Source organism: Variovorax sp. UC122_21, from assembly GCF_044056785.1.
GTDB lineage: Bacteria > Pseudomonadota > Gammaproteobacteria > Burkholderiales > Burkholderiaceae_C > Variovorax.
The window spans coordinates 2,338,245-2,360,823 of sequence record NZ_CP172003.1; the positions used below are offsets into that span (position 1 = coordinate 2,338,245).

At 70.5% G+C, this 22,579-nt stretch carries 17 protein-coding genes and 3 pseudogenes; all 20 read left to right on the forward strand.

From position 1 onward, the window contains the following. Window positions 1–28: 28 nt before the first annotated feature. The 20 genes and pseudogenes from urtB to acs all read left to right on the forward strand — a co-directional run bounded on the left by urtB (window position 29) and on the right by acs (window position 22,548). The gene (urtB, locus tag ACHMXE_RS11640; protein WP_057591911.1) at window positions 29–922 is read left to right on the forward strand and encodes an urea ABC transporter permease subunit UrtB; all 894 of its coding nucleotides are present in this window, start codon (window positions 29–31) and stop codon (window positions 920–922) included. A gap of 5 nt (window positions 923–927) precedes the next feature. Next, on the forward strand, window positions 928–2,043 hold the full coding sequence (gene urtC, locus ACHMXE_RS11645) for an urea ABC transporter permease subunit UrtC (RefSeq protein ID WP_395346105.1): 1,116 nt from the start codon (window positions 928–930) through the stop codon (window positions 2,041–2,043). Beyond that, window positions 2,040–2,480: an ATP-binding cassette domain-containing protein gene (locus tag ACHMXE_RS11650; protein ID WP_395346106.1), complete on the forward strand. Its 441-nt coding sequence runs from the start codon at window positions 2,040–2,042 to the stop codon at window positions 2,478–2,480. The genes urtC and ACHMXE_RS11650 overlap by 4 nt, the downstream gene beginning before the upstream one ends. After that, window positions 2,429–2,797 carry an ATP-binding cassette domain-containing protein gene (locus ACHMXE_RS11655; protein ID WP_395347359.1) on the forward strand — a complete coding sequence of 123 codons (369 nt, stop codon included), beginning with the start codon at window positions 2,429–2,431 and terminating at the stop codon, window positions 2,795–2,797. The genes ACHMXE_RS11650 and ACHMXE_RS11655 overlap by 52 nt, the downstream gene beginning before the upstream one ends. After that, complete coding sequence (locus tag ACHMXE_RS11660) at window positions 2,791–3,483, forward strand: ATP-binding cassette domain-containing protein (RefSeq protein ID WP_203207381.1); 693 nt, start codon at window positions 2,791–2,793, stop codon at window positions 3,481–3,483. Before ACHMXE_RS11655 ends, ACHMXE_RS11660 begins: the two co-directional genes overlap by 7 nt. Before the next feature lie 55 nt (window positions 3,484–3,538). Continuing rightward, window positions 3,539–5,080, forward strand: a complete 1,542-nt coding sequence (locus ACHMXE_RS11665) for an amidase (RefSeq protein WP_395346107.1) — start codon at window positions 3,539–3,541, stop codon at window positions 5,078–5,080. 183 nt (window positions 5,081–5,263) lie between these two features. After that, window positions 5,264–6,502, forward strand: a complete 1,239-nt coding sequence (phnA, locus tag ACHMXE_RS11670) for a phosphonoacetate hydrolase (protein ID WP_395346108.1) — start codon at window positions 5,264–5,266, stop codon at window positions 6,500–6,502. A 10-nt stretch (window positions 6,503–6,512) separates the two neighbouring features. Then, a pseudogene (gene psrA, locus ACHMXE_RS11675) lies at window positions 6,513–7,526 on the forward strand (iron-containing alcohol dehydrogenase PsrA); the annotation flags it as partial. 81 nt (window positions 7,527–7,607) lie between these two features. After that, window positions 7,608–9,055, forward strand: a pseudogene (gene phnY, locus ACHMXE_RS11680) (phosphonoacetaldehyde dehydrogenase). A gap of 109 nt (window positions 9,056–9,164) precedes the next feature. Next, a complete protein-coding gene (locus ACHMXE_RS11685; protein ID WP_395346109.1) occupies window positions 9,165–10,730 on the forward strand; it encodes an ABC transporter substrate-binding protein in 1,566 nt (521 codons plus the stop codon). A 108-nt stretch (window positions 10,731–10,838) separates the two neighbouring features. Next, window positions 10,839–10,955: pseudogene (locus ACHMXE_RS11690) on the forward strand (hypothetical protein); the annotation flags it as partial. Between the two features lie 295 nt (window positions 10,956–11,250). Beyond that, on the forward strand, window positions 11,251–11,736 hold the full coding sequence (locus ACHMXE_RS11695; protein WP_395346110.1) for an ABC transporter permease subunit: 486 nt from the start codon (window positions 11,251–11,253) through the stop codon (window positions 11,734–11,736). Between the two features lie 3 nt (window positions 11,737–11,739). Continuing rightward, a complete protein-coding gene (locus ACHMXE_RS11700) occupies window positions 11,740–12,585 on the forward strand; it encodes an ABC transporter permease (protein ID WP_395346112.1) in 846 nt (281 codons plus the stop codon). Between the two features lie 14 nt (window positions 12,586–12,599). After that, window positions 12,600–14,303: a dipeptide ABC transporter ATP-binding protein gene (locus tag ACHMXE_RS11705; protein WP_395347360.1), complete on the forward strand. Its 1,704-nt coding sequence runs from the start codon at window positions 12,600–12,602 to the stop codon at window positions 14,301–14,303. Then, window positions 14,300–15,100, forward strand: a complete 801-nt coding sequence (locus ACHMXE_RS11710; RefSeq protein WP_395346113.1) for a phosphodiesterase — start codon at window positions 14,300–14,302, stop codon at window positions 15,098–15,100. The genes ACHMXE_RS11705 and ACHMXE_RS11710 overlap by 4 nt, the downstream gene beginning before the upstream one ends. Further along, window positions 15,097–16,356: an alkaline phosphatase family protein gene (locus tag ACHMXE_RS11715; protein ID WP_395346115.1), complete on the forward strand. Its 1,260-nt coding sequence runs from the start codon at window positions 15,097–15,099 to the stop codon at window positions 16,354–16,356. The genes ACHMXE_RS11710 and ACHMXE_RS11715 overlap by 4 nt, the downstream gene beginning before the upstream one ends. A 158-nt stretch (window positions 16,357–16,514) precedes the next feature. Next, the gene (locus tag ACHMXE_RS11720; RefSeq protein ID WP_395346116.1) at window positions 16,515–17,537 is read left to right on the forward strand and encodes a porin; all 1,023 of its coding nucleotides are present in this window, start codon (window positions 16,515–16,517) and stop codon (window positions 17,535–17,537) included. 50 nt (window positions 17,538–17,587) lie between these two features. Next, the gene (locus ACHMXE_RS11725) at window positions 17,588–19,192 is read left to right on the forward strand and encodes an alkaline phosphatase D family protein (protein ID WP_395346118.1); all 1,605 of its coding nucleotides are present in this window, start codon (window positions 17,588–17,590) and stop codon (window positions 19,190–19,192) included. A gap of 24 nt (window positions 19,193–19,216) precedes the next feature. Next, on the forward strand, window positions 19,217–20,500 hold the full coding sequence (locus tag ACHMXE_RS11730) for an MgtC/SapB family protein (protein WP_395346119.1): 1,284 nt from the start codon (window positions 19,217–19,219) through the stop codon (window positions 20,498–20,500). Between the two features lie 50 nt (window positions 20,501–20,550). Beyond that, window positions 20,551–22,548 carry an acetate--CoA ligase gene (gene acs, locus ACHMXE_RS11735; protein ID WP_395346120.1) on the forward strand — a complete coding sequence of 666 codons (1,998 nt, stop codon included), beginning with the start codon at window positions 20,551–20,553 and terminating at the stop codon, window positions 22,546–22,548. The last annotated feature ends 31 nt before the right edge of the window (window positions 22,549–22,579 follow it).

Sequence of the window (22,579 nt, forward strand, 5' to 3'; positions counted from 1 at the left end):
GCACGCATCCTCGAGAGAAAGACTTCCGATGTTGGACGTACTCCTGATCGGGCTCAGCATGGGCTCGATTCTTCTGCTGGCCGCGCTCGGCCTGGTCATCATCTACGGCGCGATGGGCGTGGTGAACATGGCGCACGGCGAGATGATCATGGTCGGCGCCTATGCCGCGGTGCTGGCGCAGATCTGGCTCGGGCTCGGGCTGTTCGCCGCGATCCCGATCGCCTTCGTGGTCGCGGCCGCGCTGGGCCTGCTGATCGAACGTTGCGTGGTGCGGCGCCTCTACGGCCGGCTCGGCGACACGCTGCTCGCCACCTGGGGCGTGGCGATCCTGGTGCAGCAGGCGGTGCGGCTCGAAGGCGGCCTGGCCTTCTTCGGCATCCACATCGAAGGGCTGGGGCCGGGGCTGCAGAACATGCCGATTCCCGCCGTGCTGCAGGGCGCGGTGATGGTCGGCGACACGCCGATCAATGCCTACCGCGCCTTCATCGTGGCTTGCACCGTGGTGCTGACCTTCGCGACCTGGCTGCTGCTCTACCGCACGCGCATCGGCATGCAGGTGCGCGCCATCATCCGCAACCCGCGCATGGCCGCGGCCTGCGGCATCGACGTGCAGCGCGTCAACGCCTGGACCTTCGCCTTCGGCGCCGGCCTGGCCGGCATCACCGGCGTGCTGGTGGCGGGCTTCAAGACCGTCTCGCCCGACATGGGCACGGCCCTGGTGGTCGACAGCTTCCTGGTGGTGGTGTCGGGCGGCGTCGGCAGCCTGCTCGGCGCGGTCGTCACCTCGATCGGCCTCGGCGAGGTCACGGGCGTGGTGGCGGCGGTCAGCAACGACATCCTCGCGCGCGCGGTGGTGTTCGGCCTGGTGATCCTGCTGATCGTGGTGCGGCCGCAGGGCCTCTTCTCGTTCAAGGGGCGGTGAGCGGCATGGGCACTCATTTGGACCGGCGCGCGACCTTCGCCGCCTACGCACTGTTCCTGGCCCTGGTCGCGCTGGCACCGTTGGTGCTCGACGGCTTCTGGCTCAACCGGCTCGCCAAGTACCTGGTGTTCGGCATGCTCGGCATCGCCGTCGCCATGAGCTGGGGCTATGCCGGCATCCTCAACCTCGGGCAGGGGCTGTTCTTCGGCCTCGGCGCCTACATGCTGGCCATGTCGCTGAAGATGGCCAGCCCCACCAGCCTGCAGCATGGCGGTGCCAACCCGGTGCCGGACTTCATGCTGTCGAACGCGCAGCCCGGCGCCACCGTCGACCTGTGCTGCATCAACCCGGGCGCCTTCCTGTGGCAGCCGTTCCAGTCGCAGGGGTTCGGCCTCGCCATGGGCCTGCTGCTGCCGGCGCTGGTGGCCTTCGTGCTCGGCGCGCTGCTGTTCCGCAAGCGCATCGCGGGCGTGTTCGTCTCGATCGTCACGCTGGCCCTGGTGCTGCTGGTGCGCCTGCTGCTGGTCGACGCGCAGCCGATCACCAACGGCTTCAACGGGCTGTCGGACCTGGCCTGGCTGCGCATCGCGGGGCACGAACTCGATCCCTACGGCGTGTCGACCTACTACCTGGTCGCGGGCGTGCTCGCCGTGGTGCTGGTCGGTGCGCGCGCGCTGCTCGCCACGCGCGCCGGCGTGATCCTGCGCGCGACCTCGGGCGATCCGCAGCGCGCGCGCTACCTGGGCTTCGACGTGGCGCACTACCAGACCTTCTTCTTCGCGCTGTCGGCGGCCATCGCCGCGGTGGCCGGGATGCTCTACGTGGTGGTGGCCGAGTTCGCCTCGCCCACCTTCATGGACCTGAGCTTCTCGATCACCATGGTGGTGTGGGCGGCGGTGGGCGGGCGTGCCTCGCTGCTGGGCGCGTGCATCGGCGCGATCCTGATCAACATGCTCGAGGCCACGGCGAGCGAGACCCAGTCGCTGGTCGAGGCCTGGCGCGTGATCGTGGGGCTGACCTTCGTGCTGGTGGTGCTGTACCTGCCCAAGGGCATGGCGGGTTGGGCGCACGACCTGCTCGAGCGCATCGGCCAGCGCCGTGCTGGCGGAGGTGCGCCATGAGCGACATCGCACTCGAACTGCATGCGCTGGGCGTGAGCTTCGGCGGCTTCAAGGCGGTGGACGGCGTGTCGCTGCGCGTGGCCGAGGGCGAACTGCGCGTGCTGCTGGGCGCCAACGGCGCCGGCAAGACCACGCTGATGGACCTGATCTCGGGCAAGACGCGCAGCACCGAGGGCCGGGTCGAGCTGCACGGTCGCGACCTCACGAACTGGCCCGAGTACCGGATCGCGCGCGCGGGCATCGGCCGCAAGTTCCAGATCCCGAGCGTGTTCCGCGAGCTCACGGTGCGCCACAACCTCTGCGTGGCCGCGAGCCGCGAGCCCTCGATCCTGCGCAACCTGCGCTGGGGCTTCGGCGCGAGACCGATCGCCGCGTCGACGAGATCCTGGCGCTGGCCGGCCTGGAGGAGGTGCAGCAGCAGCAGGCCGGCGACCTGAGCCATGGCCAGACGCAGTGGCTGGAGCTGGGCTTGCTGATCGCGCAGCAGCCGAAGGTGATCCTGCTCGACGAACCCACGGCCGGCATGACGGCCGGCGAGACGCGCAAGACCGCGCAGATCCTCAAGAGCCTGCGCGGGCGCCACACCATCCTGGTGGTGGAGCACGACATGGCCTTCGTGCGCGACATCGCCGAGCGCATCACCGTGCTGCACCTGGGCCGCGTGCTGGCCGAGGGCAGCGTCGCCGAGATCGAACGCGATGCGCGCGTCCGGCAGGCCTACCTCGGATCCCACGGAATCGCATCAACATGCTGACACTCGCCAACGTCGACAGCTACTACGGCCGCAGCCACGCGCTGCAGGACGTGAGCCTCTCCATCCCGAAGGGGAAGATCACCGCCATCCTCGGGCGCAACGGCATGGGCAAGACCACGCTGCTGCGCACCCTGATGGGCAGCATGGTGCGCGCCACGGGCCGCATCGAACTCGACGGCCTGCGCATCGACGGGCTGCCCACGCACCTGCGCGCGCGCGGCGGCATCGCCTACGTGCCGCAGGGGCGCGAGATCATCCCGGACTTCAGCGTGCGCCAGAACATCCTGATGGGCGCCTTCTCGGGCCGCGGGCCGCGCGCGATCCCGCCGCTGGCGCTCGAGCTGTTCCCGTACCTGGCGGCCAACCTCGACCGGCCCGGCGGCGTGCTGTCGGGCGGCCAGCAGCAGCAGCTCGCGCTGGCGCGCGCCCTCGCGGCGCAGCCCAGCGTGATGCTGCTCGACGAGCCCAACGAGGGCATCCAGCCTTCGGTGGTGCAGGAGATCGAGGCCGCGATCGCGCGCATGAACCGCGAGCTCGGGCTGACGATGGTGCTGGTCGAGCAGAACATCGACTTCGTGCGCCGCGTGGCCAGCGGCTTCGCCATGTTCGAGAAGGGAACCATCGTCGAGAGCGGTCCCATCGAGCAGCTGAGCGACGAGATCATCGATCGCCACATGACCTTCTGACTTCCCCTTTTTGTCTCCCTCTTCATTCACCGTATTCACGAGGAGTTTCTTCGCCATGAGCCAGACCCCCCCCACCATCGACCTCGCCACCCTGACCGTCGACACCGTGCAGGAAGGCTTTCGCAACGGCAGTTTTACGGCCGAGTCGCTTGCGCGCGCCTGCCTCGCGCAGATCGAGACCTGGAACGGGCGCTACAACGCCATCATCTTCCTCAACGACGAGGCCATCGACGATGCGCGCGCCATCGACCGCCGGCGCGCGGCCGGCGAGGCGCTCGGCCCGCTCGCGGGCGTGCCCGTGGTCGTCAAGGACCCGATGGACATGGTCGGCTTCCCGACCACGGCCGGCTGGTCGCTGCTGCACGGCAAGAGCGGCGGCGTCGACCTGATGCCCGCCACCGACGCGCCCGTGGTGGCGCGCATGCGCGCAGCCGGCGCCGTCATCCTCGGCAAGACCAACGTGCCGGTGCTGAGCCACACCGGCACCCATGCCGACGACAGCTGGGCCGGCCCCACGCTCAACGTGGTGCTGCCCGATCGCGTGCCCGGCGGTAGCAGCGCGGGCACGGCCACCGCGGTCGGCGCCAGCATGGCCGTGCTGGGCCTGGCCGAGGAGACCGGCGGCTCGATCCAGAATCCGGCCTCGGCGCAGGACCTGGTCGGCATCAAGCCCACCATCGGCCTGGTGCCCAATGCGGGCGTGATGCCGCTGTCGGGCAACCGCGACGTGGTGGGCCCGATCGCGCGCACCGTGAAGGACGCGGCGCTGTGCCTCGACGTGCTCGCGGGCTATTCGCCGGAAGATCCGAAGACCTTGGCCGGCGTCGGCAAGAAGCCGGTGGGCGGCTACACCGCGCAGTTCGGCAGCCGCAGCCTCGCGGGCGCGCGCATCGGCCTGTACGGCCCGGGCTGGCGCACCCAGCCGCTGTCGGCCGAGGCGGGCGAACTCTATGCGCGTGCCGCAAAGGAACTCGTGCAGCGCGGCGCGGTGCTGGTCGACGATCCCTTCGCCGACACCGGCTTCGCGCAGCTGCGCCAGCCCACGCTGCCGCTCACCAACTTCGACGCGCGCGGCATGGAGTCGGTGCCCTACGACCTGCAGAAATACCTCGAGCGGCTGGGCCCCGACGCGGCGCTCAAGTCCTTCGCCGATTTCGCGAAGGCGACCGAGAAGGAATCCGCCTTCGCGCCCGGCGGCGTGCTGAGCTACCTGCACAACCTGCCGCAGTTCGCGGCCGCGCTCAAGTCGCCGATCACGCCGCCCGACCTGTCGGACTTCATCGCGCTCAAGGAGGCCTACCTGCGCATCGTCGATGCGGTGTTCGCGCGCGAGCGGCTCGACGCGCTGGTGTTCCCGCAGATGCGCGAGGAGCTGCCGGTCACGCGCGGCGGCACGATCCAGGAGACCACGGTGGGCGAGCTCAACATCGCAGGCTTGCCGGGCGTGACGGTGCCCGCGGGCTACTACGCCTCGGGCGCGCCGTTCGGGCTGCTGTTCGTCGGGCCGCTGTGGAGCGAGGCGACCCTGCTCGCGCTGGCGCACGACTACGAGACGGCGACGCGGCATCGCAAGGCGCCGCGGCTCGCGGCCGCCTGAGCGCCGCGCCACGAGGAGCGTACGGAGCGGCGCCTCCGTGCTTCCCGGGCAATGTATAGCTCTGCTCAATACATTGCCCGAAAAACTTGAATTGGACGAATAGAAGCTTCGAGCGGACAGTGCACCCAACGAGAGACGACAAGGTCTCCGAGACAACGCACTGATTTCCAAAGGAGCTTCCCGATGACATTTCAAGCCGAGACCGTCCTGGCCAATGGACGGCATTACGCGAAGCCGCGCGCGCCGGTGGTCGTGGTGTGCGTCGATGGCTGCGAGCCCGACTACATCACGCAGGCCATCCAGGCCGGTGCGGCGCCGTTCCTGCAGCGCATGCTGAAGCAGGGCAGCTCGCTGATCGGCGACTGCGTGGTGCCGAGCTTCACGAACCCGAACAACGTGTCGATCGTGACCGGTGTGCCGCCCTCGGTGCACGGCATCTGCGGCAACTTCTTCTACGACGTGGCGGCGGACAAGGAGGTCATGATGAACGACCCCGAGTACCTGCGCGCGCCCACGCTGCTGTCGGCCTTCTCCGATGCCGGCGCGCTGGTGGCGGCCGTGACCGCCAAGGACAAGCTGCGCACCATGCTTGGCCACGGCCTGCGCGGCATCTGCTTCTCGGCCGAGAAGGCCGACAAGGCGACCGTCGCCGAATGTGGCATCGACCGGGTGCTCGAGCTGGTCGGCAAGCCCGTGCCCTCGGTCTACAGCGCCGATCTCAGCGAGTTCGTCTTCGCCGCCGGCGTGCGCCTGCTCGAGACGCGCAAGCCCGACCTGATGTATCTCTCGACCACCGACTACGTGCAGCACAAGTGCGCGCCCGGCACGCCCGAGGCCAATACCTTCTACGCGATGATGAACGGCTACCTCGCGCGCCTCGACGCACTGGGCGCGGTGATCGGCCTCACGGCCGACCACGGCATGAGCCCCAAGACCGACGCCGCCGGCAATCCGCGCGTGCTCTATCTGCAGCAGGAACTCGATGCGCGGCTCGGCGAGGCCAGCACGCGCGTGATCCTGCCGATCACCGATCCCTACGTGGTGCACCACGGCGCGCTCGGCTCGTTCGCGACGGTGTATGTGAACCGCGCGCCGCTGGAACAGGTGCACGAGGCGCTGGCCGGCCTGCCGGGTGTCGAGCAGGTGCTCACGCGCGACCAGGCGGTGCGGCAGTTCGAGCTCGCGGGCGACCGCATCGGCGACCTGGTCGTGGTCGGCGATCACCTGACGGTGCTGGGCACCAGCGCGGCGCGGCACGACCTCAGCGGCCTCACGGTGCCGCTGCGCTCGCACGGCGGTATCTCGGAGCAGAAGGTGCCGCTGCTGTTCAACCGCGCGCTGCAGGGTGTGGACCCGCGCCGCCGGCTGCGCAACTTCGACGTCTTCGACCTGGCCCTGAACCACGCGGGCGCCGCCCGCTGAAGAGGCCCAGATGTCCCAGGAATTCTTCAATCCCGTGCGCAGCGTGTACGGGGCAGGGGCCCTGTCGTCCCTGCCGAAGCTGCTGGCCGGCCGCAAGGCCGTGGTCGTGACCTTTCCGGAGGCGCGCCGCTTCGGGCTCGTCGACCGGCTGCAGGCCCTGCTCGGCGATGGCCTGGCCGGCGTGATCGACGCGGTGCTGCCGAACCCCGACGTGGCCGAACTGCGGGCGCTCTACGAGGCGTTCTGGAGCGAGGCCGAGCAGGCCGAGGTGCTGGTCGCGGTCGGCGGCGGCAGCGCGATCGACACCGCCAAGGCGCTGATGGTCGGCACGCGAAGCGGCCGCTTCGACGACCTGGTGGCGGCCCTGGCCGCGGGCGGTCCCTTCGTGCCGGCGCGGGTGAAGACGCTGATCGCGGTGCCGACGACCGCCGGAACCGGCAGCGAGGTCACGCCCTGGGCCACGATCTGGGATCGCGAGGCGCAACGCAAGCATTCGCTGCACCTTGCCGAGACCTGGCCCAGCATCGCGATCGTCGACCCGGAGCTGATGCTCTCGCTGCCGGCCTCGGTGACGCTGCAGAGCGGGCTCGATGCGCTGTCGCATGCGCTCGAGGCGATCTGGAACGTGAATGCGAACGCGCTGTCCGACACCTTCGCGGTCGCGGCGGTGCAGCAGATCTTCGAGACCCTGCCGCTGTTGATGGAGAAGCTCGACGACCTCGAGCTGCGCGCCCGCATGGCGCTGGCGGCGCTGCAGGCCGGCATGGCGTTCTCGAACACCCGCACAGCGCTCGCGCATTCCATCTCCTACGAGATGACCCTGCGCTACGGCCTGCCGCACGGCATCGCCTGCTCGTTCCCGCTGCCGATGGTGCTGCGGCGCGCGATCGGGCAGGACGCCGGCCGCGACGCGGTGCTCGAGCGCGCGCTCGGCCCGCTGGACCGCGCACCGCAACGGCTCTCGGACTTCATCGAGCGCCTGGGCGTCAAGACGCATTTTTCGGACTACGGCGTGTCGAGCGAGCAGGCGGACCGAATGGTCGCGCATGCGCTGACCGCGCGCGCGCGGCAAGAACTTCATCGGCACCCAACAGAAGGAGGCGGCATGAACGCCATTCTCGACAGACAGGACATCCGCGCCGAAGCGCTGCGCATCGGCGGCGAGAAGGTCCACACGCCGCGCACGATCGCCGTGCGCAACCCCCTACACCGGCGAGACGGTGGGCACCGTCGCCATGGCCACGCTGGAGGACGTGCGGCGCGCCTACGAGATCGCGCACGCCTACGTGCCGCGCCTGTCGCGCTACGAGCGCTCCGCGATCCTCAACCGCGCCGCGCTGCTGCTGCGCGCGCGCACCGACGAGGCGTCCACGCTGATCACCAGCGAGTCGGGCCTGTCGAAGAAGGACAGCATCTATGAGATCGGCCGCGTGGCCGATGTGCTGAACTTCGGCGCGAACGAGGCGCTGCGCGACGACGGCCAGGTGTTCTCGTGCGACCTCACGCCGCACGGCAAGCAGCGCAAGGTGATCACCACGCGCGAGCCGCTGCTGGGCGTGATCACCGCCATCACGCCCTTCAACCACCCGATGAACCAGGTGGCGCACAAGGTGGTGCCCTCGGTCGCGACCAACAACCGCATGGTGCTCAAGCCCTCGGAGAAGGTGCCGCTGTCGGCGCTGTACTTCGCGGACCTGCTGTACGAGGCCGGCCTGCCGCCCGAGATGCTGCAGGTGATCACGGGCGACCCGCGCGAGATCGCCGACGAGATGCTGACCCACCGGCACGTCGAGCTGATCACCTTTACCGGCGGCGTCGAGATCGGCAAGTACATCGCGAACAAGGCCGGCTACCGGCGCATCGTGCTCGAGCTCGGCGGCAACGACCCGCTGATCGTGATGGACGACGCCGACCTCGACCGCGCCAGCGATCTCGCCGTGCAGGGCTCCTACAAGAACTCCGGCCAGCGCTGCACCGCCGTCAAGCGCATGCTGGTGCACGAGAAGGTGGCCGCGGAATTCACCGAGCGCGTGGTGGCCAAGACCCGTGCCTGGAAGTTCGGCGACCCGATGGACGCGGGCAACGACATGGGCACGGTGATCGACGAGGCCGCGGCGCGCCGCTTCCAGGCGGTGGTGGACGAGGCGGTCGCGCAGGGCGCGCGGCTGCTGGCCGGCAACGAGCGCGAGGGGCGCGCTGTACGCGCCGACGGTGCTCGACCGGGTGCGACCCGAGATGACCGTGGTGCGCGAGGAGACCTTCGGGCCGGTGTCGCCGATCCTGCGCTTCGCGAACATCGACGAGGCCATCGCGATGTCGAACGGCACCGCCTTCGGCCTCTCGTCGGGCATCTGCACCAACCGCATGGACGACGTGATGCGCTTCGCCAAGGAGCTCAAGGTCGGCACCGTCAACCTCTGGGAGGTGCCGGGCTACCGGATCGAGCTCACGCCCTTCGGCGGCATCAAGGACTCGGGCCTTGGCTACAAGGAAGGGGTGCAGGAGGCGATCAGGTCGTTCACCAACTGCAAGACGCTCTCGCTGCCATGGTGAGCCCACCGACAATGGATTGAACGGCGCGCCGCCTCGCATCGACATGCGATGCGAGGCAGCGCGAACCGAAGAGCGCCGACCAGGCGCCCGATGACTGCCAGGAGACACGATGAGACCCAACGACAACTGCCCGATCGACGCCATGCGCCGCCGATTGCTGACGGGCGCCGGCGCCGGCGCCGCGCTCTCGCTCGGCGAGCTGCTCTTTCCGCAGGCGGCCCAGGCCGCCCCCAAGCGCGGCGGCACCTTCGTCTACACCAACACCTACCCGAACAACCGGATGGGCGATGCGCGCACCGGCCGCCATCCCCAGCACTGGCTCGACCTCAACAACCGCAGCGCCTACAACGCGCTGACCTGGGTCGACGAGAACCTCGAGGTGCAGCCCGAGCTCGCCACGGCCTGGGAGCCGAGCGCCGACCTCAAGGTCTGGGACATCGCGCTGCGCGAAGGCGTGCTGTTCCACGACGGCCGCGAGATGACGGCCGACGACGTGGTGTCGTCCTACCGCTTCCACCAGACCGCGACCGGCTACGCCAAGCAGATCGTCAAGGTCGAGAAGGTCGGCAGGAAGGTGCGCATGACGCTGGACGCGCCGAACAGCGAGTTCCCCTACGTGCTCGCCGAGTACCACCTGATGATCATGCCGGCGGCCGAGAAGGACGCGATCGGCCTTTCGGGCATCGGCACCGGGCCGTTCCGGATCGCGAGCCTCGATCCCAAGCGCCGCATCATCCTCGAGCGCAACGAGAAGTACTGGCGCGCCGGCTTCCCCTATCTCGACCGCCTCGAGGTCGTGAGCTCGCCCGGCCGAATGGAAGGCGCGCTGAACGGATTCCGCGGCGGCCTGTTCGATGCCGTGATCGGCGTCGACCCCGGCCTGCTGCCCGACCTCGAGCGCACGCCCGACCTCAAGTACAGCCTGTCGAGCAGCGGCGACCAGGCGCTGATGGTGATCCCCAAGGTGGCGGGCTCGCCGCTCGACGACAAGCGCGTGCGGCAGGCCCTGGCGCTGGCGGCCGACCGCGAGAAGATCATCCGCATCGTCTACGGCAAGAAGGCCGGCTGGGTCGGCAACGACTCGCACCTGACGCCGGCCAATGCCGCCTTCCAGCCGCTGCAGCGCATGCACGACGTGGCGCGGGCGCGCGCGCTGCTGGCCGAGGCCGGCCATCCCAACGGCGTGAAGCTGCCGACCTTCTACTTCGCGCCCACCTGGCCCGAGGTGCCGCGCGTGTTCCAGGTGCTGGCCGAATCGGTGAAGGAGGCCGGCATCGTGCTGCCGATCGAGCAGCGGCCGAGCGACGGCTACCGCCAGTGGCGCGTCGAGGATGCCGAGAAGACGCGCAAGCACCGCTTCGCCTACACGCCGGCCGGCCCGCGCAATCCCGGCGTGAGCCTGTACCGGCTGCGGCCCGACAACAACGAGAGCGGCTACTGGCGCGGCGCGGGCTGCGACGAGTACATGGCGCTCTACCAGAAGTCGCTGGCCGAGCCCTCCGCCGAGAAGCGGCGCGCGAACTACGTGCGCATGCAGGAGATCCTGCGCGACGAGGTGCCGACCCTGTCCGCGGGCGGACGGCGCAACCTGCTGATCCACAAGCCCAACGTGCACGACCTGCGCAACCACTCGCAGTTCTGGTCGATGCGCTTCGACGAGGTCTGGAAATCGTGAGCCGGCCCCGCATCCCCTTCACCGACCCGCGCGCGAACGGCGACCCATCATGCTCATGACTTCCTGCGGCGCGTGGGGCTCTACGCGCTGACCCTGCTGCTGGCCTCGATGCTGGTGTTCGTGGCGACCGAGGTGCTGCCCGGCGACGCGCTCGAAGTCAGCCTCACGGCCGACGAGATCGCGATGATGAATCCCGAGGACCTGGCGCGAAAGCGTCACGACCTCGGCCTCGACCGGCCGGCGCCGGTGCGCTATTTCGAGTGGCTCACGGGCGCCATGCGCGGCGATTTCGGCAAGACCATCCTCGGCGGCACGCCGGTGGTCGAGATCATCCGCGAGCCGGTGAAGAACTCGCTGCTGCTCGCGGCCGTGACGGCGCTGGTGGCCATTCCGGTGTCGCTGCTGCTGGGCATCGTCGCGGCCTTCTGGCGCGGCCGGCTGCCCGACACGCTGGCCTCGATGGGCGCGGTGATCGGCTACTCGATCCCCCGAGTTCGCCTCGGGCAACCTGCTGGTGCTGGTGTTCGCGATCTGGATCCCGGTCTTCCCGGCCGTGATCCTGGCCTTCGCCGACGCGCCGCCGTCGGCGCTGCTGGCCGTGTCGGTGCTGCCGGTCGCGACCATCGTGTTCGGCTCCATCGCCCACCTGGTGCAGCTGATCCGCACCGGGCTGATCGAGTCGCTGGCCAGCGACTACGTCGAGCGCGCCCGCTTCACCGGCCTGGGCGAGCTGCGGCTGATCCTGCGCCATGCCCTGCCGGCCTCGGTGATCCCGGCGCTCAACTCGGCCGCGCTCTACGTCGCCGGCCTGCTCAGCGGCATCGTGGTGGTCGAGAAGGTGTTCGGCTACCCCGGGCTCGGAATGATCCTGCTGCAGGCCGTCGACAAGCGCGAGGTGCCGATCGTGCAGGCCATCAGCCTGCTGGCGGCCCTGGCCGTCGTCTCGATGAACCTGCTGGCCGACCTCGCGGTGGCCGCCCTCGACCCCCGCGCCAGGAGCCGCTGAATCATGATGTTCAAGATCAACCACCACGCGCTGCTGCGGCCCGTGGCCCTGTTCGGCATCGGCATCGTCGTGCTGCACCTGGCGATCGCGCTGGCCGCGCCCTGGATCGCGCCCTACGACCCGATGTCGCTCAACGGCGGCCGCGCCGAGCCGCCGAGCGCCGAGTTCTGGCTCGGCACCGACGTGCTGGGCCGCGACTACCTGTCGCGCCTGCTGTGGGGCGGACGCACGGCGCTGCTGGCCGCCTTCACGGGCGTGGTCGTCGCGGTCAGCGTCGGCAGCATCCTCGGCGTGGCGGCCGCCTACCTCGGCGGGCTGTTCGACGACGTGATGATGCGCATCGTCGACCTCAAGCTGGCGCTGCCGGGCATCCTGTTCGTCGCGCTGTTCGCGGTCGGCTTCGGCGAATCGCTGCCGGTGTTGATCGTGCTCATCGGGATGGTGTACTTCCCGGGCGTGATCCGCATCGTGCGGGCCCAGGCGCTGACGCAGGTGCAGCTGGGCTACGTGAAGGCCGCGCAGCTGCGCGGCGAGGGCACGGTGTCGATCATCCTGCGCGAGCTGCTGCCCAACACGCTCGACGTGGTCTACGTCGAGTTCGCGATCCGCATGTCGCACGCGATCCTGCTCTTGAGCTCGCTGTCCTTCCTGGGCATGGGCATCTCGCCGCCCACGCCCGACTGGGGGCTGATGGTGGCCGAGGGCGTGAGCCAGCTCGCGTTCGCACCCTGGCTGGTGCTGGCGCCGGCGGTCTTCATCTCCACGCTGGTGGTGGGACTCAACTTCGGCGCCGAGGCGCTGGCACGGGCCCTGGGACTGGACGCCACGCGCGGTCAGGACGCGGCATGAAGGAACAGGCAACGATGAAGCATCCCGAATCCAACGCGCTGGCACGGCGCCAGCAGGCGGCGCGCCGCATCGGCGGACGGCTCGAGGTCCAGGGCCTGGGCATCGGCTACCGGCGCGCCGACGGAGAGATCGTCGGCGCGGTGCGCGGCGTCGAGTTCACGGTCGAGGCCGGCAGCAGCCTGGGCATCGTCGGCGAGAGCGGCTCGGGCAAGTCGACCGTGGCGCGCGCCCTGCTGGGCCATTGCCGGCCCGGCGGCGTGATCACCGCGGGGGCGGTGCGCATCGCGGGCGAGGACATCCTGCGCCTGGACGAACCGGCGCGGCGCCGGCTGCGCGGCCGGCACATCGCCTTCGTGCCGCAGAACCCGCTGAGCTCGCTGACGCCGCACATGCGCATCGGCGACCAGGTCGACGAGGCCGTGCGCCACCTGCGCGGCTGCGGCGCCGCCGAGGCGCGGGCGCGCACGCTCGAGCTGTTCGAGGCCACCAACCTGCCCGATCCGAAGGGCATCTGCACGCGCTTTCCGCACGAGCTCTCGGGCGGTCAGCGCCAGCGCGTGGTGATCGGCGCGGCGCTGGCCGGCGACCCGGGCGTGCTGGTGCTCGACGAGCCGACCACCGCGCTCGACAAGACCACCGAGGTCCAGGTGCTCGAGCTGGTGCGCACGCTGCGCGAGCGCTTCGGCACCTCGCTGATCTACGTGAGCCACGACCTCGGCGTGATCTCGCGCATGTGCGACCAGGTGATCGTGATGCACCAGGGCCGCATCGTCGAACAGGGGCCGGCCGCGCGCATCTTCGGCGCGCCCGCGCATGTCTACACGCGGCAGCTGATCGCGGCCATTCCGCGCGTCGATGCCGAGCCGCCGGCGCGCGAGCCGCAGCAGCAGGCGCAGGGCGCGCTGCTGGTGGCGAAGGACCTCGCGTTCTCGTACCCGGCGCGCCGCCGCGCCTGGTTCCAGCCGCCGCCGGCCACGGCGCGGCCCGCGCTGGCGGGCCTGTCGTTCGCGATCGGTCGCGGCGAGACGCTCGGCCTGGTCGGCGAATCGGGCAGCGGCAAGTCCACCGCGGCCTCGCTGGTCGCGGGGTTGATGGCGCCCTCGGGCGGCTCGCTGCATTTCGACGGCCAGCCGCTGGCCGCGAAGGCCACCGATCGTTCGCCGACGCTGCGGCGGCGGGTGCAGATCGTGTTCCAGGACCCGCTGTCCTCGCTCAATCCGCGCCAGCGCATCGCCGCCATCCTCGAGCGGCCGCTGACCCTGTTCACCGGGTTGCGCGGCCCGGCGCTGCGCGAACGCGCGCAGGCGCTGATGCGGGCCATGCACCTCGATCCGGCGCTGCTCGAGTGCTACCCGCGCCAGCTCTCGGGCGGGCAGCAGCAGCGCGTCGCCATCGCGCGCGCCTTCGCGGCCGAGCCCGACCTGATCGTCTGCGACGAGATCACTTCGGCGCTCGACGTGTCGGTGCAGGCCCAGGTGCTGGAGCTGCTGCTCGAGCTGCAGCGCAAGACCGGCACGGCCTACCTGTTCATCAGCCACGACCTCGGCGTGGTCCGGCGCATGGCCGACCGCGTCGTGGTGCTGCGCCATGGCGAGGTCCGCGAGGCCGGCGCCACGCGCCAGGTCTTCGACGCCCCGGCCGACGACTACACGCGCCTGCTGCTGCAGGCCACCGCCCTGCATTCCGTGACCGCCTCACCCGAAACCCTTGCCGCATGACCAAGTTCATCCACATCACCGATCCCCACCTCGTCGCGCCCGGCGAGATCCTGCACGGCCTGGACCCGTACGCGCGCCTGAGCGCCTGCATCGACGACATCCTCGAGCACCACCGCGACGCGGCCTGCTGCGTGATCACGGGCGACCTCGCGCACCGCGGCGAGAGCGCCGCCTACGCGGCGCTGCGCACCCAGCTCGCGCGGCTGCCCATGCCGTGCTTCCCGCTGGTGGGCAACCACGACATCCGCGCGCTGCTGGCGGCGCAATGCCCGGGCGGGCCGAGCGACGGCAACGGCTTCGTGCAGGGCCGCTTCGATGTGGCCGACGCGAGCTTCCTGCTGCTCGACACGCTCGACGAGGGCCGCAACGGCGGCCTCTACTGCGAGCAGCGGCTGACCTGGCTCGCGGCCGAGCTCGACCGGCTCGGCGAGCGCCCGACCTACCTGTTCATGCACCACCCGCCGTTCGACATCGGCATTCCGTGCCTCGACCGCATCGGCCTCGCGAACCCCGAGCCCTTCGCGCGGCTGGTGGCGGGCCGGCGCAACCTGCGCCACCTGTTCTTCGGCCACGTGCACCGGCCGGTCTGCGGCAGCTGGCGCGGCATCCCGTTCTCCACCATGCGCGGCCTCAACCACCAGGTGCCGTTCGACCTGCACACCATCTCGCCGGTGCCCAAGAGCCACGAGCCGCCGGCCTATGCGGTGGTGTTCCTCGCGGCGGACCAGGTCACGGTCCACTTCCACGACTACCTCGACAAGTCCACGCTCCCGGCGCCCCGGGACGCTTCGAAATGAGCAGCCGGCGGCGCGCCGTCGTGGTGGTCTGCGACAGCCTGTGCGCGGACCTGGTCACGCCCGACGTGGCGCCCGCGCTCGCGGCGCTGCGCGCGCAGGGTGCCGACTTCGTTTCGGCGCGCGGCGTCTTTCCCTCGACCACGCGCACCAGCTCGGCCTCGATGGCCACCGGCTGCCTGCCGGCCGCCCACGGCCTGCTGGGCAACACCATGGTGCTGCGCGAGCAGGGCGCGCTGGTGCGGCTGTCGGTGGGCAAGCCCGACTTCCTCGAACGCCTGCGCCGTGCCACGGGCCGCACCTTGCGGCGCCCGACCTGGGCCGAGCGGCTCGCGCAGCAGGGCGGCGCGATCGTCATGTCGAACGTGTCGCCGGGCGCGGCCTACCTGCAGGACCCCGACGGCTTCGGCCATGTCTACCACCGTGCCGGCTCGCGCGGACCGGGCGGTGTGGCGTTGGCGGACGGCCTGGCCATCGAGGTGGGCGCCGCGGGCGACCGGGCGATGACCGATCGCTTCTGCCGCGAGGTGCTGCGCGAACGCGCGCCCGCGCTGGCCGTGCTGTGGCTCTCGGAGCCCGACCACACGGCGCACGGCGTGCCGCTCGGCTCGAGCGAGCACCTGGCGATGATCGCCCACGCCGATGCCTGCGTCGACCAGGTGCGGCGCACCGTGGAGGCGCTCGATCCGGCCGGCGACGAGATCCTGCTGGTCGCCTGTTCCGACCACGGCATGGAGACGGTGGAACGCAAGATCGACCTCGACGCGCTGCTGGTCGAGGCCGGCTGGAAGCAATCGCGCGAATCGCAGGAGGTGGTGGTGGCGCCCAACGGCAATGCCGCGCTGCTGTACTTCGCCGACGAGGCGCGCGACGCCATTCCCGCGCTCTTGCGCTGGCTGCAGGACCAGGACTTCACCGGACGCGTGTTCGCCGGCCAGGCCCTGGCGGAGATCGGCCTGCCGACCGAGGGCCCGCTCGGCCTGGCGCTCGCGCTGCGCCATGACGCGCGCGCCAATCCCCATGGCGTGCCGGGCCGCAGCGTCTCGCTGCTGAGCCCGTTCAGCGATTCATCGCCCGTCGGCTGCGCACAGCACGGCGGACTGGGCGAGCACGAACAGCATCCCTTTCTCTGCCTGAGAGGGGGAGGGCTGCGCCCCGGCGAGCGACGCCAACCCGCGTCGCTGATCGACATCGCGCCGACCGTGCTGCGCCACCTCGGCGTCGCGGTCGACGGCATGCAGGGACGCGCATTGCAGTAGACGCGCCGCGTCTTTCGTTCCCCCGACGCCGGATGGATTCGTCACGCATGCGCGTGAGGGGCCCGCCTGCGCGTCGCCATCCCGGGGTCACTCCCCACCACGCGAAGAAAGAGATGAAGAGACAAAGAAGATTCACCCCCGTCATCGCCGGCGGCGCCATGCTCGCCATCGGCGCCTGTCATGCGCAGTCGAGCGTCACGCTGTTCGGGCTGATCGACACCGGTGTCGCCCACTACCGCGTGCACGGCAAGGGCAGCCAGACCGCGCTGGCCTCCGACGGGCTCGCGAGCAGCCGCCTGGGCTTTCGCGGCCAGGAAGACCTCGGCGGCGGCCTGAGCGCGGGCTTCTGGCTCGAGGGCTCGCTCGCGGTCGACAACCCGACGTCCTTCGACCTCGCGCGGCGCTCGACCGTGAGCCTGGCCGGCCCCTGGGGTGAACTGCGGCTGGGCCGCGACTACACGCCGACCTACCTGATCCAGTCGGACTTCTCGGGGCCCTGGGTCACCAACGGCGTCGGCGAGAGCATCGTCTACCGCGGCCGCGCCGTCCTCTACGGCAGCGCCAACGCGGGTCAGAGCTCGCATGTGCGAGTGAGCAATTCGGTCGGCTACTTCCTGCCGCGCGACCTCGGCGGCTTCTCGGGACAGTTCCAGTACGGCCTGCCCGAGGCGGTCGACGGCGGCGACGCGGAGCGCTACCTCGGCGGGCGCCTCGGCTACCGGCACGGTGCGTTCCGCGTGGGCGCGGCCTACAGCCGGACCCTGGGCGGGCCGAAGGCGCCGACCACGCGCCCGCGCGACATCCGCTCGGCCAGCATCGGCATCGCCTACGACTTCGGCGTGGCATCTGTCGAGGCGCTGTACGCGCAGGACCGCGTGGAGATGCCGCTGGGCCACAAGCGCTTCGAAGGCGCGACCGTCGGCGTGACGGTGCCGGTCGGCCCCGGCGAGATCCGCGCGAGCTACGGACAGGTGGCCTTCCGCTACCCGGGCGACCGCTCGCGCGCCAGCAAGATCGCGCTGGGCTACGTGCACCACCTGTCGAAGCGCACCGCGCTCTATGCGACCGTTGCCCATGTGCGCAACCGGCGCGGCGCCGCGCTGACCGTCGGCGGCGACGTCGCGGGCCTCGCCGACCACGCGGCCAGCGGCCAGAACTTCGGCATCCGCCACGCGTTCTGAGCGCGTCCGTCCCGCTGAACCACCCCCACAATCCACGATTGGAGACAAGCATGCACCGTCGCGATCTCATCCGCCTGGCCTCGGCCGCCGCGGCCGCCAGCTCCCTGCCGCGCTGGAGCTGGTCGAACACGCTGGCCCAGCGCGACCTGTTCCCGCTCGGCGTCGCCAGCGGGTCGCCGACCCCCGACGGCTTCGTGCTGTGGACGCGGCTGCTCGACGGCCCCGTGCCCGGCACCGTGCCCTTCGACACGCCGCGCCTGCCGCTGCCCGCTTCGCTGACGGTGCGCTGGGAGGTGGCCGAGGACGAGGCCTTCCGCCGCATCGTGCGCGCGGGCCAGGCGAACGCACTGGCCGAGCTCGGGCACGCGGTGCACGTGGAGGTGTCGGGCCTGCGGCCGGACCGCTGGTACTTCTACCGCTTCATGCACGGCGACGCGGTCACGCAGACGGCGCGCACGCGCACCGCGCCGGCCCTGCACGCCATGCCCGGGCGCACGCGCTTCGCCTTCGTCTCGTGCCAGCGCTGGGAGCAGGGCCACTACGCGGGCTACCGCCACATGCTCGACGAGAACCTCGACCTGGTCGTGTTCCTCGGCGACTATGTCTACGAATACGCGATGCCGAAGAAGCCGCCGAGCTACCAGCTGGTGCGCACGCACACGCTGCCGGCCGCGAAGACGCTCGCGGACTTCCGCGACCGCTACGCGCTCTACAAGACCGACGCGCAGCTGCAGGCCGCGCACCGCGCCTGCCCCTGGCTCGTGACCTGGGACGACCACGAGGTGCAGAACGACTACGCGGGCCTCGAAGGCACCGGCGCGGCGGGCGACTTCCTCGCGCGGCGCGGCGCCGGCTACCAGGCCTTCTACGAGAACATGCCGCTGCGCGCCTCGGTGCTCACGCAGGGCATCGGCGGGCTCGGCACGCTCGACGGCCTGCGCATCCACGAGCGGCATGCCTGGGGCCGGCTGCTGCGCTTCCACATGCTCGACACGCGCCAGTACCGCGACCGCCAGCCCTGCCGCGTGCCCGGCGAGGAATCGCCGAGTTCGGTGACGCCCACCGGTTGCCCCGAGCTGCGCGACCCCGCGCGCTCGATCCTCGGCAGCTACCAGGAGCGCTGGCTCGAGCAGGGCCTGGCGCAGGACGCCGCGCTGGGCGAACGCTGGAGCGTGGTGGCGCAGCAGACCATCTTCGCGCAGCGCAACTACAAGCCGCTGCCGGCCGAGAGCTACCACCCCAGCACCTGGGACGGCTATCCCGCGAGCCGCCAGCGCGTGCTCGACGCGGTGCAGGGCGCGGGCGCGCGCAACACCGTCTTCCTCGGCGGCGACATCCACCAGAACTACGTGAGCCGCGTGCTGGCCGATTTCTCGCGGCCGCAGTCGCCGGTCATCGCGAGCGAGTTCTGCGGCACCTCGATCGCCTCGGCCAGCGGCACCGCACAGAGCCGCGCGCAGGAGATCGCCGACAACAACCCGCACATCCTGCTCGCGCGTTCCGACAAGCGCGGCTATGCGGTGGCCGACGTGACGCCCGGGCGCTGGCTCACCTCGCTGCGCGTGCTCGACGACGTGGCGCAGCCCGACAGCGGCATCTCGACGCTGGCGCGCTTCGCGGTCGACGACTGCGTGCCGGGTCCGCGGGCGGTCTGACCCATGCCCGACAAGACCATCCCCATGACCACCGGGGCCGAGTGGCCCTACCTCGAGATCCTGGTGCGGCTGGCGCTGAGCCTGGCGCTCGGCCTGCTGATCGGACTGGAGCGCGAGCGACGCGGCAAGGAGGCGGGGCTGCGCACCTTCGGCTTCATCTGCCTGCTGGGCGCGCTCGGCGGCCTGCTCGGCATGCCGGTGGCGCTGCTGTGCCTGGCGCTGGTCGGCGTGCTCGCGGTGTTGCTCAACGTGCAGACGCTGCGCGCCGGGCAGGGCGCCGAGCTCACGACCTCGGCCGCCATGCTCGTGACCTGCCTGGCCGGCGTGCTGTGCGGCCAGGGCCACACCATCTCGCCCGCGGCCGTGATGGTGCTGGCCACCGCGCTGCTGGCGTGGAAGGAACGGCTGGCCGGTTTCTCGGCCGGGCTGACCGAGAGCGAGATGCGCTCGGCGCTGCTGCTGGCCATCCTCGCGATCGTGATCTATCCGGCGCTGCCGGCCGGGGCCGTGGGCCCGTGGCACCTGGTGGAGCCGCGCGCCGCCTGGGTCACGGTGATCCTGATCGCGGGCATCGGCTTCGTGAACTACATCCTCTGGAAGCTCTACGGCACGCGCGGCACCGAGCTCTCGGGCTTTCTCGGCGGGCTGGTGAACAGCAACTTCACGGTGATCGAGATGGCCTCGCGCGTGGTCGCCACGCGCGGTGCCTACGTCGGCACGGCCTACCGCGGCATCCTGCTGGCGACCACCGCGATGGTGGTGCGCAATGCCGGTCTGCTGCTGATCCTGGCGCCGCTCGCGCTGCTCGGTGCCTCGGGCGCCTTCGCGCTGATGATGCTCGCGAGCGCGGTGCTGGTGCTGTGGAGCTACCGGCGCGCCACGCGCGGCCCCGTGCCCGACGTGCCCGAGATCAAGCTCGACCTGCCGTTCTCGCTGCCGCTGGCGCTCAAGTACGGCGTGGTGTTCCTGGTGCTGCACATCGTCGGCGGGCTCACGCAGCGGCAGTTCGGCGATGCGGGCTTCTACTTCGTGAGCGTGGTCGGCGGCCTGATGTCGAGCGCGAGCGCCGTGGCCGCGGCCGCCGCGCTCGCGTCGCAGGGCAGCCTGTCTGCCACGACCGCCGGCACGGGCGCGGTGCTGGCCTCGCTCACGAGCATCGCGTTCAGCATGTCCTTCGTGCTGCGCACGCGCGAACGCAGCCTCACCACGAAGCTGTGCACGGCCATGCTGTGCATCGCCGTCGCCGGCGCCATCGGGCTGGCCGGCCGGCACCTGGTGCTGCCGCTGGTCCTGCCGAGCGTCGGTTGAGTGCCGGTTGAGCGCCGCATCGGTCCCTTTTCTTCCCGAACCCGAAATCCATGAGCAATCCCTCGAAGAACATCGAATCCGTCCTGGTCGAGAACCGCGTGTTCCCGCCCGATGCCCGCGCCACGGAGGGCGCCCGCATTTCCGGCATGGCCGCCTACGAAGCCCTGTGCAAGGAAGCGGAGCAGGACTTCGAAGGCTTCTGGAGCCGCCAGGCCAAGAGCCACCTGCAGTGGACCAAGCCCTTCAGCAGGATCCTCGACGAATCGAACGCGCCGTTCTACCAATGGTTCGGCGACGGCGAGCTCAATGCCAGCGCCAACTGCCTCGACCGCCACATCGGCACGCCCGTCGAGAACAAGACCGCCATCGTCTTCGAAGCCGACGACGGCACCGTCACCCAGGTCACGTACAAGGAACTGCTCGCGCGCGTGAGCCAGTTCGCCAATGCGCTCAAGGCCTCCGGCATCCAGAAGGGCGACCGCGTCATCATCTACATGCCGATGACGGTCGAGGGCGTGATCGCGATGCAGGCCTGCGCGCGCATCGGCGCCACCCACAGCGTGGTGTTCGGCGGCTTCTCGGCCAAGGCGCTGCAGGAACGCATCATCGACGCCGGCGCGGTCGCGGTCATCACCGCCAACTTCCAGCTGCGCGGCGGCAAGGAACTGCCGCTCAAGGCCATCGTCGACGACGGCATCGCGCTCGGCGGCTGCGAGTCGATCAAGACCGTGTTCGTCTACGAGCGCACCCCCTCGGCCTGGAACCGCGTCGAGGGCCGCGACAAGACCTTCGCCGAAGCGCTGGCCGGCCAGAGCACCGAATGCGCGCCCGAGCCGGTGAATGCGGAACATCCGCTCTTCATCCTCTACACCTCGGGCTCCACCGGCAAGCCCAAGGGCGTGCAGCACGCCACCGGCGGCTACCTGCTGTGGGCCAAGATGACGATGGACTGGACCTTCGACATCCGTCCCGAGGACGTGTTCTGGTGCACCGCCGACATCGGCTGGATCACGGGCCACACCTACGTCGCCTACGGCCCGCTCGCGGCCGGCGCCACGCAGGTGGTGTTCGAGGGCGTTCCCACCTTCCCGCACGCGGGCCGCTTCTGGCAGATGATCGAGAAGCACAAGGTCAGCGTGTTCTATACCGCGCCCACCGCGATCCGCTCGCTGATCAAGGCGGCCGAGGGCGACGAGAAGGTGCACCCGAAGAACTGGGATCTCACGAGCCTGCGCATCCTCGGCTCGGTCGGCGAGCCGATCAATCCCGAGGCGTGGATGTGGTACCACCGCAATATCGGCGGCGAGCGCTGCCCGATCGTCGACACCTTCTGGCAGACCGAGACCGGCGGCCACGTGATCACGCCGTTGCCGGGGGCCACGCCGCTGGTGCCGGGTTCGTGCACCTTGCCGCTGCCGGGCATCATGGCCGCGATCGTGGACGAGACCGGCAAGGACCTGCCCAATGGCGCGGGCGGCATGCTGGTGATCAAGCGGCCCTGGCCCTCGATGATCCGCACGATCTGGAACGACCCCGAGCGCTTCAAGAAGAGCTATTTCCCCGAGGAGATGGGCGGCACGATCTATCTGGCCGGCGATGGCGCCGTGCGCAGTGCCGACCGCGGCTACTTCCGCATCACCGGCCGCATCGACGACGTGCTCAATGTCTCGGGCCACCGGCTGGGCACGATGGAGATCGAGTCGGCGCTGGTGTCCAGGACCGACCTCGTGGCCGAGGCCGCGGTGGTGGGGCGTCCCGACGACGTGACGGGCGAGGCTGTGTGCGCCTTCGTGGTGCTCAAGCGCGCGCGGCCGACCGGCGAGGAGGCCAAGCAGATCGCCACCGAGTTGCGCAACTGGGTGGCCAAGGAGATCGGTCCGATCGCCAAGCCCAAGGACATCCGCTTCGGCGACAACCTGCCCAAGACGCGCAGCGGCAAGATCATGCGGCGGCTGCTGCGCAGCATCGCGAAGGGCGAGGCGATCACGCAGGACACCTCGACGCTCGAGAACCCGGCGATCCTGGATCAGCTGTCGCAGGCGAACTGATTTCCCCGGGCGGCACCCGCCCGATCCCCGG